Here is a 9,068-nt window from a genome sequence, read left to right as displayed (position 1 = left end):
GCCCGCGCGGGCTGCGCGGCCACCTGGGGCGACACGCGCGCGGGGACGGCGGGCGCCGCAGCCGCAGGCGCTGTGGCAGCGGGTGTGGGCGCCGCAGCGGGCGCCTGCCCCTGGAACGGCCCGCGCGGGCCCTGGCCCACGCCGCCAATGCCGGGCAGGGCCTGCATGCCCAGGCGCTGCGGCGGCTGCGCGCCCGCATTCGCCAGCGCCGGGTTGACGCCCGGCGTCGCGCCAGGCTGCAAGGCCGATGGCTGCAGGGTCTTCGCCCCGAACACGGCCTGCTCCAGCTGCGCATAGCACTCCTCGGTGGCCTGCGCACGCGCCTGCAGCGGCCCGCTGACCGCGCCCGGCCCGCCCAGCGCGTTGGGCTTGGGCATGGCGTCCACCTTGGCCTTGCACGCCAGGTCGCCGTTGTCCACTTGCTGGCGGCACGCCAGCGGGTTGGGGTGTGCGGCACAGCGCGCGCGCAGTTCGTCGCGCTTGCCGTAGGGCAGGGCCGCCACCTTGGCCTGGTACAGCAACTGGTCCCAGCGCTCCTTGCGCAGCGCGTCGATGCGCTCCTTGATCCGCGACGGCAGCCCCACCACGCCTTCCGTCTCGGCAATGGCCTGCGCCGCCGCCTGGCTGGAGGACGATGCGTTGGGCGCGCGGGTGCGCATCAGGGCCTTTGCCAGCCCGCCAATCGACTGGGGCGGCCACGCATCCACGCCCACCGTGCCGTCGTTCAGGTTCAGCCCATACACGGCGCGCACGGCGCGCTGGATGTCGCTGGCGGGCAGGCCCTGGACCGCCTCGGGCGGCAGGTAGGCGGCAAGCTCGGGCGGGGGCGGCGGGTACTGGCGGTTGGCGGGGGTGTCATAGGCTTTCACCTGCACGTCCACCGCATTGCGCGCGGCCTGGGGCAGCAGGTATTCCTGCTGCCGCCACTGCACCAGCTGGGTAAAGCCCCTGCCCTGGAACTCCCCGATGTGCTTGGCCGTGCCGTCGCGCATGTCGCTGCACACGCCATTGGCGTTCTTGCCGCTCACGCGGTGGCTGTCGAAATATTCAAAGCACTTGTTGTAAACACCGCCTGCGCCCGCCAGCACGGCATCCCAGGCGTTCGGCTCGGAGCCGGTGGCGATGCCCCGCGCGACCCGTTCGACGTGGGGCACCCAGCGTTCGCTGAAGTACTGCCCCCAGGACATGTGGTCGCCCTGGATGAATTTCTCGCCCCAGTCCTCCAGCGCGGACGCCGCCTCGCCCGCCGCGCCGACCAGGGCCGCGCCCACGTCGTACAGCAGCTTGAACACCTCGCACACCGGAAAGCCCGACGCCACGACGCTGATGGCCAGGCAGGCCACGTCCAGCGGCGAACCGCTGGTGGCCATGCGAAAGAGGTCCTCGAACAGCCCCGCCCAATCGCCCGAGCGCAGATCCAGGTACACCGCCAGCACGGCCTGGATCATCTTGGCGTCCGCCCCTGCCAGTTCGTTGGCCGCGTCGGTGGAGAGCACGGCGTCGGCGCACTGTGCCGCGCCCACGTCGGAGCCGAGGTTCTGGCAGGCGGGCGACGACAGGGCCGACACCACGGGCCCGATCCATTCGAGCTTGACGGGGACGATGTAGGGGTTGACCACGGGCCCGAGCTTGCCCACCAGGTCCAGCACGTCCGCCCGCGCCGTGCCGGGCGTACCCCAGGTGGCCATCAGCACGACGAGCAGGCCCAGGGCGCCGCGCAGCCATGCGCGCATGCAGGCAGTCAGCGGTGTCTTCATGGCCGCACTCCCCGTGTACGTTCGCTTTGCCGCTGGGCCACCAGCGCCTTGAGCTCGCCCAGGCGTGCGCGGGCGCCGTTGGGCGCCTCGACGATGGCGCTGTCGGGCAGCCGCAGGTTCATCACGTCGGCCATGGTGCGCACCTTGGCCGCCGGGGGCGCCGCCGCAGCCGGGGCGGCCAGCCCCATGCGCGCCTGCAGGTTGGTGCGGCGGGCGAATTCCTCGACCTTGGCGATGTCTGCCACGGAGACGCGGGTGCCGTCGGCCAGCTGCACCACCGTGGCGGGCGGCATGCGCCGCACCTCGCCCAGCGTGCGGCCCGCGCTGCCCAGCACCACGTCGGCGGGGCCGGTCTGCCTGCGCAGCGCCAGGTCCAGCGGCCCCTGCACGGGGCGTGCCGACATGCCTTGCAGCGCCTCGGCCATGGCCTGCACCTGCCGGGCCTGCACCACCTTGCCGGACTTGAGCTGCACCAGCGCCGTGGGCGGCAGCGCGCGGATCTGCGCCAGGGACGGCGACGACGCCATCTGCAGCGCCACCCCGCCCGCCAGCACCTGCGGCGGCTGCACCTGGGCAAGGGCCCCCGACATCCCTGCGGCCAGCGCCAGGCAGGCCACCCAATCACGCTTGGACTTTGTCCCCATACCGCACTCCACGGGTTCTGATGGAGCGCGATTCTTGGCGAGCGGGCTGCAGCCGGCATCCTTCACATGAAGGATCGTCCCCGAAATCTGACAGAATTTCCGGCACCGCAACGCACGACAGCCGCCTTATGCACACGGAGCAGGAACCCCGCCAGTCCCTGGATGCAGTGCTCCACGCCATCTACGGCGCCGTGGGGTGCGATGCGCTGTGGGACGCGGCGGTGCAGGCCATCGCCGAGTACCTGGGCGCCAACATCGGGATGCTGGTGGTCATGGGCAAGGGCCAGCGCGACCAGAGCTTCTACGCCGCCTGGAACCACCGCGAGGAAGTGGCCCGCGCTTACTCCGACCATTGGTGGCAGCACGACATCCTGTTGCAGACCGGCATCAAGCGGGGGATGTTCTATACCGGCAGCATCGCGCGCAGCACCGACGTGCTGCCGGTGCAGGACCTGCGGCGCACCGCGTATTACCAGCAGTTCATGGCGACCATGCCCGCGGAGCACGCGCTCGCCTGCGTCCTGGCGGACGGCAGCGCGCCCTTGCTGGCGCCCCCCATGCACCTGAGCCTGTTCCGCCACCCGGGGCGCGAGGATTTCTCCGACGCCGATGTGCAGGCCCTGCGCGGCCTGTACCCGCACCTGCACCGGGCCTTCGAGCTGCACTGGCAGATGCGCCACCTGCGGGAGCAGGTGGCGCTGTTCCACCAAAGCCTGGACGGGCTGGATTTTGGCGTGCTGTTCATCGACCCGGCGCAGCGCGTGCAGCACGCCAACGCCCGCGCAGTGGCGCTGGGCGACTCACCCGCCCACGCCCCGCTGCTGGGCGGCCTGCCGCGCACCGTGCCCGCGACGGGCGCATTGGGCGACCTGCTGCACGCCTGCGCCCTGGGCCAGGGCGGGGTGGCGCCGCTGGGCAATGCGCCCCAGCGCCTGCTGGCGCTGGCCCTGCCCATCTCGTCGCCACGGGTCACCGGCGCGGCGGAGGTGCGCGCCTCGGTCATGCTGATGCTGCTGGACCCGGCCCGCCAGTCCGGCCCGGCGCTGGACTTTGTGGTGCGCGCCTTTGGCCTGTCCGCCGCGCAGGCGCGGCTGCTGCCGCTGCTGCTGGAGAACCTGGCACCCGCTGAAATGGCCGAAAGGCTGCAGGTGAAGATCTCCACCGTGCGCAGCCAGTTGTCGGCCATCTTCGCCAAGACGGGGACGACCCGGCAGCAGGAGCTGATCCGCCTGCTGGGCGCCCTGCCGCCCATCCACCATTAGGGCGCGTTTTGCTGCAGCGCGGCGATGCGCTCCTCGATCGGCGGGTGCGTGGAAAACAGCTTGCCAATGCCGCCTGCGATGCCCATCGCCGCCATGCTCTTGGGCAGCTCCTGCGGGTGCAGGCCGCCCAGGCGGGCCAGGGCGTTGACCATGGGCTGGCGGCGGCCCATCAGCCGGGCAGAGCCCGCGTCGGCGCGGAACTCGCGCTGGCGGCTGAACCAGGCCACGATCATGGCGGCAACGAAGCCCAGCACCAGGTCGAGCACGACGGTGGTCACGTAGTAGCCGATGCCGGGGCCGGAGCGGTTCTCGTTGTTCCTGTTGAGAAAGCCGTCCACCGCGTAGCCGATCACCCGCGACAGGAACACCACGAAGGTGTTCATCACGCCCTGGATCAGCGTCATGGTCACCATGTCGCCGTTGGCGATGTGCGCCACCTCGTGGCCGATGACGGCTTCGACCTCTTCGCGGGTCATGTTCTGCAGCAGGCCGGTGGATACCGCCACCAGCGCGCTGTTCTTGAACGCGCCGGTGGCAAAGGCGTTGGGGTCGCCGGGGAAGATGCCGACCTCGGGCATGCCGATGCCCGCCTGGCTGGCGAACTTCTCCACGGTCTGGACGATCCAGCGCTCGTCGGGCGAGCCGCTGCCGTCGATGATCTGCACCTGGGCGCTCCACTTGGCCATGGGCTTGCTGATGAGCAGCGAGATGATGGCGCCGCCAAAGCCCATGACCAGCGCGAAGCCCAGCAGCGCGCCCAGGTTCAGGCCGTTGGCCGTGAGGTAACGGTTGACGCCCAGCAGGCTGGCGACGACGCCCAGCACGAGGACGACAGCCAGGTTGGTCAACACAAATAGCGCGATCCGTTTCATGGATTTTCCGTGGGGGTAGTAAGGAACGTGCCTGTACGTGGGGGCGGTGCGCCCGCCTTCAAGCCGTGGCGCTATGGTAGGGGCAGGCGCTTATCACCCAAGGGTGGGCAGGGATTAGGGTGTTTCACACCAGCGGATTGCGCGCTCGCAGGCCGCCAAAGCGGCTGAAATCACGGTCGGCGCTCCACAGTTCGCGCACGCCATGCGCAAGGCACAGGGCGGCGATGCGGGCGTCATGCACCATCGCCCCCTGCACCTTGCCTTTGTCGAGCAGGCGGCGCAGGTGCGGCCAGTGGCCTGGGCTTTCGGATAGCAGGTGCAGGGACGGGGACCGCATCCATTCGTCGATCTGCGCCAGGGCTTCGCCCGCCGTGCTGGGCGGCGAATAGACCCGCAGCCGGGTGACGATGCCGTAGAACTCGTGCAGGCAGGGCCAGGGTATCGCCCACGCCGCCCTGCCCTCGGCCAACTGGCGCACCAGGGGCGCGGCGGCGGCATGGAAAGGGCTGTCGATGCGATGCGCGTACACCAGCAGGTTGGTGTCCAGCGCAATCATCCTCCGCGCCCTTCGTAGATGGCATCGCGCATCTGCTCCCACGAGGCATTCTTGAATTCGGGCGTCAAGCCGTCTCCACCCACGCTCATGTCGCGCAGCTTGAACGGCTTGTCCTGCTTCGCCGCCATGGCCTTGCGCAAGCCCTGCTCGATCAGGGCCTTCATGGTCATGCCGTTGTCGTCGGCAAAGCGGCGGGCTTCGGCAAACAATGCGTCGGGCAGTTCGATGGTGGTTTTCATGCGGCACCCCCTAGCGGGCAATATGGGTACCCATATTATCGCCCGCGCCTTCTGGCGGGCGGGCGGGGCGAAAGACCTGTGCATCGTCATAGAACCCCGGCGCCTCGTTGGCGGGCCACCAGCCGGGCACGCCCAGCACGGGCAGCGGCGCGAAGGGCTTGGCGGCCCACGCCTGCGGCTGCACGGCCTGGGCGAGCCAGGCGTCCAGTTCTGCTACGGAATCAATAGCTGCTGGCGCAGAATGGACGTGCGCTACCATGGGTTTTCGGGGTGAAACCAGCTTTTCCAGCAGCGCATGGCCGAACAGCGTGAGCCGGGCCTCGCGCCACAGCGGGCGCAGGTCCACGAACAGGCGCCGCCAGTCCCGCGCGCGCAGGGCGTCCCACAGAGCGGGCGGCGCCTGCAGCAAGGCACCGTTCTCGTCGAACACCGTGAGCGCATCGCGCAGCGGCCCGCGCACGGACTGCACGCCGTCGGCGGCGATGGCCTGGGCCTGCAGTGCGTTCAGGCGCTGCTTGGCCTGGGGGAAGTGCAGCCACGCCAGGCCGTTGAAGAAGTCGTGCAGGTTGTCGCGCGTGGGGACGCGGCGGGTGTCGAAGATGAACTGCTCGTAGGCCGTGCCCGCGGGCAGTTCAGTCTGGGGCACGAAGTACACGGCGGCTTGCGGCGCGGCCTGCAGCGCCTGATGCACCGCCTCGCCGCCCGCCACGCGCTGCGCGAGCGGCTGCCCGGCGTCGCGCCAGGGCGCGAGCCAGGGGGCGTTCCAGTCGATGGCGCCTACACCAGCCGCCACGGCAGCGCTTCGCCCGCGCGCAGGGGCTTCAGGCTGGCGTCGCCGAAGACGAAGCTCTCCGGCGGCACCCACGATTCGCGGCGCAGGGTGATGGTGCCCTGGTTGCGCGGCAGGCCGTAGAAGGCGGGGCCGTGCAGGCTGGCGAAGCCTTCGAGCTTGTCGAGCGCGCCCGCGTTGTCGAATGCCTCGGCGTACATCTCGATGGCCGCGTGCGCGGTGTAGCAGCCCGCGCAGCCGGTGGCGTGTTCCTTCAGGTGCGCGGGGTGCGGCGCGCTGTCGGTACCCAAAAAGAACTTGGGCGACCCGCTGGTGGCGGCGCGCACCAGCGCCTTGCGGTGCGTCTCGCGCTTGAGCACGGGCAGGCAGTAGTAGTGCGGGCGGATGCCGCCGGTGAAGATGGCGTTGCGGTTGTACAGCAGGTGGTGCGCGGTGATGGTGGCGGCGGTGAAAGCGTCGCTGCCCGCCACGTAGTCGGCGGCGTCTTGTGTGGTGATGTGCTCGAAGACGATTTTCAGCTCCGGAAAGTCGCGGCGCAGGGGGATGAGCTGCTGGTCGATGAAGACGGCCTCGCGGTCGAACAGGTCGATGTCGGGGCTGGTGACTTCGCCGTGCACCAGCAGCAGCAGGCCCGCCTTCTGCATGGCTTCGAGCGTCTTGTAGGTCTTGCGGATGTCGGTCACGCCCGCGTCGCTGTTGGTGGTGGCGCCTGCGGGGTAGAGCTTGGCGGCGACCACGCCCGCCGCCTTGGCCCGGGCGATTTCGTCGGGCGGCAGGTTGTCGGTGAGGTACAGCGTCATCAGCGGCTCGAACTGCACGCCTTGCGGCACGGCGGCCAGGATGCGCTGCTTGTAGGCCACGGCCTGCGCGGCGGTGGTCACGGGCGGGCGCAGGTTGGGCATGATGATGGCGCGGCCGAACTGCGCGGCGGTGTGGGGCACGACGGTGGCGAGCGGCTCGCCGTCGCGCACGTGCAGGTGCCAGTCGTCGGGGCGGGTGATGGTGAGGGTGGTTGCGGGGGTGGCTGTCATGGCGGCATTGTCCCATTCGCGCCGGGGCCGGGGCCTCTCCTTCATTTGAAGGATGTTTTCTGCGGCGGCGTTTGCGACCATCGCCGACAGTCCAGCCAGGGATGCAGATTGCTCATTTTTCAATAGCTGCTTGCGCTTTCTGCATAAGCGCTGGAGGCACTTTTACCTATCAAACATGCCGCACACCTTACGCCCTCTCATCGCCAGCACCGCCCTGCTCTGCGCCGCTTTCGCGGCCAGCGCCACCGACGTTCCCCAGCAGGACGTGAAGGGCCTGACGGACCCGCCCGGCCTCAAGCGCTACGCGGGCTCGGTGCTGGTGTACCGCGACGACGTGGCCTATGACGAGGTGAAGTGGCCCACGGCCAAGGCACTGCAGCGCGACGACAAGTGGCAGGTGCCCCAGGCGCTCGCGCGCTCGGGCCAGCGCAGCGTGGCGCAGTACCTGACGCCCGAGGGCCGCACCGCGCTGGAGGTGCTGCGCAACTACCAGCAGGAGCTGAAGGGCGCGGGCTACGAGACGGTGTATGAATGCGCGGGCGAGGCCTGCGGCGACGCGCGCGACATCGGCATCTACGGCATGTCGTCGCTGGTGATGCCCAAGACCTGGGAGTCCAAGGTGGGCAACAACTCGCCGGCGGCGTGCGGGGCGGGCAACATCGTCAGCGACTTCCGCTACGCCGTGCTGGACAACAAGGCCACGGGCGCGGCGCTGGCGGTGATGGCGTGGAAGCCGGGCATTCTGTCGGCGTACTGCGACGAGAAGGAGTTTCAGAAACGCACCAGCGTCTTCGTGGCCCACGTGAGCCCCAAGGCGCGCGAGCAGAAGATGGAAACCATCAGCGCCAGCGAGATGGGCAAGAGCCTGGACGCCAACGGCAGGGTCGCCATCTACGGCATCCTGTTCGACACCAACAAGGCCGACATCAAGCCCGAAAGCCGCCCGTCGCTGGAGCAGATCGGCGCGCTGCTCAAGGCCCAGCCCGCGCTCAAGCTGCACGTGGTGGGCCACACCGACAACGTGGGGCCACTGGCCGCCAACCTGGACTTGAGCCGCCGCCGCGCCGACGCGGTGGCCGCCGCGCTGGGCCGCGACTACGGCATTGCGCGTGACCGGCTCACGGCCAACGGCGTCGCCAGCCTGGCGCCCGTAGCGTCGAACCGCGACGAGGCGGGGCGGGCCAAGAACCGGCGCGTGGAGCTGGTTTTGCAATGATTTTGATAGCTGATGGCGCTTGCTGCATAAGCGCCAGAGGCCAAAAAGGCTTAAAAAACCAAAAGGCCCCGGGGGGCCTTTTGTTTAGTGAGGGGCCAGCGCCGCTCAGAACGTGTGAATGAATTCGGCGTGGCCGAGCAGCGCGTCAAAACGCGGCCCATCAAGGCGCAAAGCGCAGCCATAGCTCGGGCTATGGCGAGCATTTGCAACGCAGAGGGGGCGTGTTTTGGCGTGATGAGCGGGCATGGCGGATTCGTTCACACGTTCTCAATGCTGCAGGATCTTGTTGAGGAAGTCCTTGGTGCGCGGCTGGCGCGCCTCGGGGTTGCCGAAGAACTCTTCCTTGGAGCAGTCTTCCAGGATCTTGCCGCCCACGTCGATGAAGATCACGCGGCTGGCGACCTTGCGCGCGAAGCCCATTTCGTGGGTCACGCACATCATGGTCATGCCCTCTTTGGCCAGGCTGACCATCACGTCCAGCACCTCGCCGACCATTTCGGGGTCGAGCGCCGAGGTGGGTTCGTCGAACAGCATCACGTTCGGGTCCATCGACAGCGCGCGGGCGATGGCCACGCGCTGCTGCTGGCCGCCCGAGAGCTGGCCGGGGAACTTGTCCTTGTGCGCCATCAGGCCCACGCGGTCGAGCATCTTCAGGCCGCGCGTCTTGGCTTCGTCGATGCTGCGGCCCAGCACCTTGACCT

10 protein-coding genes are annotated in these 9,068 nt (G+C 69.3%); 2 read left to right on the top strand and 8 right to left on the bottom strand.

Features of this window, described 5'->3' with window-relative positions; translation table 11 throughout:
- Together QM569_RS07420 and QM569_RS07415 are read right to left on the bottom strand one after the other, a co-directional pair.
- Window positions 1–1,757: hypothetical protein (locus QM569_RS07420; protein ID WP_414986592.1), on the bottom strand; the 1,757-nt coding region annotated here is incomplete at its 3' end.
- Window positions 1,754–2,401: a hypothetical protein gene (locus QM569_RS07415; RefSeq protein WP_414986591.1), complete on the bottom strand. Its 648-nt coding sequence runs from the start codon at window positions 2,399–2,401 to the stop codon at window positions 1,754–1,756. The genes QM569_RS07420 and QM569_RS07415, both read right to left, overlap by 4 nt.
- A 128-nt stretch (window positions 2,402–2,529) precedes the next feature.
- On the opposite strand from QM569_RS07415, the gene QM569_RS07410 reads away from it, so the two are divergent.
- Window positions 2,530–3,663, top strand: a complete 1,134-nt coding sequence (locus tag QM569_RS07410) for a helix-turn-helix transcriptional regulator (RefSeq protein ID WP_414986590.1) — start codon at window positions 2,530–2,532, stop codon at window positions 3,661–3,663.
- On the opposite strand, the gene htpX is transcribed toward QM569_RS07410, so the two are convergent.
- From htpX to pyrC, 5 genes are all read right to left on the bottom strand, one after another.
- Window positions 3,660–4,535 (bottom strand): protease HtpX, encoded by an 876-nt coding sequence (gene htpX / locus QM569_RS07405; protein ID WP_414986589.1) that lies wholly within the window; start codon window positions 4,533–4,535, stop codon window positions 3,660–3,662. The genes QM569_RS07410 and htpX overlap by 4 nt on opposite strands.
- Window positions 4,536–4,659: 124 nt before the next feature.
- Complete coding sequence (locus tag QM569_RS07400; protein WP_414986588.1) at window positions 4,660–5,091, bottom strand: type II toxin-antitoxin system VapC family toxin; 432 nt, start codon at window positions 5,089–5,091, stop codon at window positions 4,660–4,662.
- Entirely contained in the window at window positions 5,088–5,330 is a 243-nt protein-coding gene (locus QM569_RS07395) for a hypothetical protein (protein ID WP_414986587.1), read from the bottom strand. The genes QM569_RS07400 and QM569_RS07395 overlap by 4 nt, the downstream gene beginning before the upstream one ends.
- A gap of 10 nt (window positions 5,331–5,340) precedes the next feature.
- Complete coding sequence (locus QM569_RS07390) at window positions 5,341–6,123, bottom strand: DUF3025 domain-containing protein (protein ID WP_414986586.1); 783 nt, start codon at window positions 6,121–6,123, stop codon at window positions 5,341–5,343.
- Window positions 6,108–7,151 carry a dihydroorotase gene (pyrC, locus tag QM569_RS07385; protein ID WP_414986585.1) on the bottom strand — a complete coding sequence of 348 codons (1,044 nt, stop codon included), beginning with the start codon at window positions 7,149–7,151 and terminating at the stop codon, window positions 6,108–6,110. The genes QM569_RS07390 and pyrC overlap by 16 nt, the downstream gene beginning before the upstream one ends.
- A 175-nt stretch (window positions 7,152–7,326) precedes the next feature.
- On the opposite strand from pyrC, the gene QM569_RS07380 reads away from it, so the two are divergent.
- Window positions 7,327–8,367 (top strand): OmpA family protein, encoded by a 1,041-nt coding sequence (locus QM569_RS07380; RefSeq protein ID WP_414986584.1) that lies wholly within the window; start codon window positions 7,327–7,329, stop codon window positions 8,365–8,367.
- Window positions 8,368–8,634: 267 nt separating this feature from the next.
- On the opposite strand, the gene QM569_RS07375 is transcribed toward QM569_RS07380, so the two are convergent.
- Window positions 8,635–9,068, bottom strand: a 434-nt coding sequence (locus tag QM569_RS07375) for an amino acid ABC transporter ATP-binding protein (protein ID WP_414986583.1), incomplete at its 5' end; no start/stop codon positions are given.

It is taken from the genome of Acidovorax sp., assembly GCF_047607405.1.
Lineage (GTDB): Bacteria > Pseudomonadota > Gammaproteobacteria > Burkholderiales > Burkholderiaceae_C > Acidovorax.
Note: the sequence above shows the minus strand (reverse complement) of the source record. Positions and strands in the feature narration are given on the sequence as shown.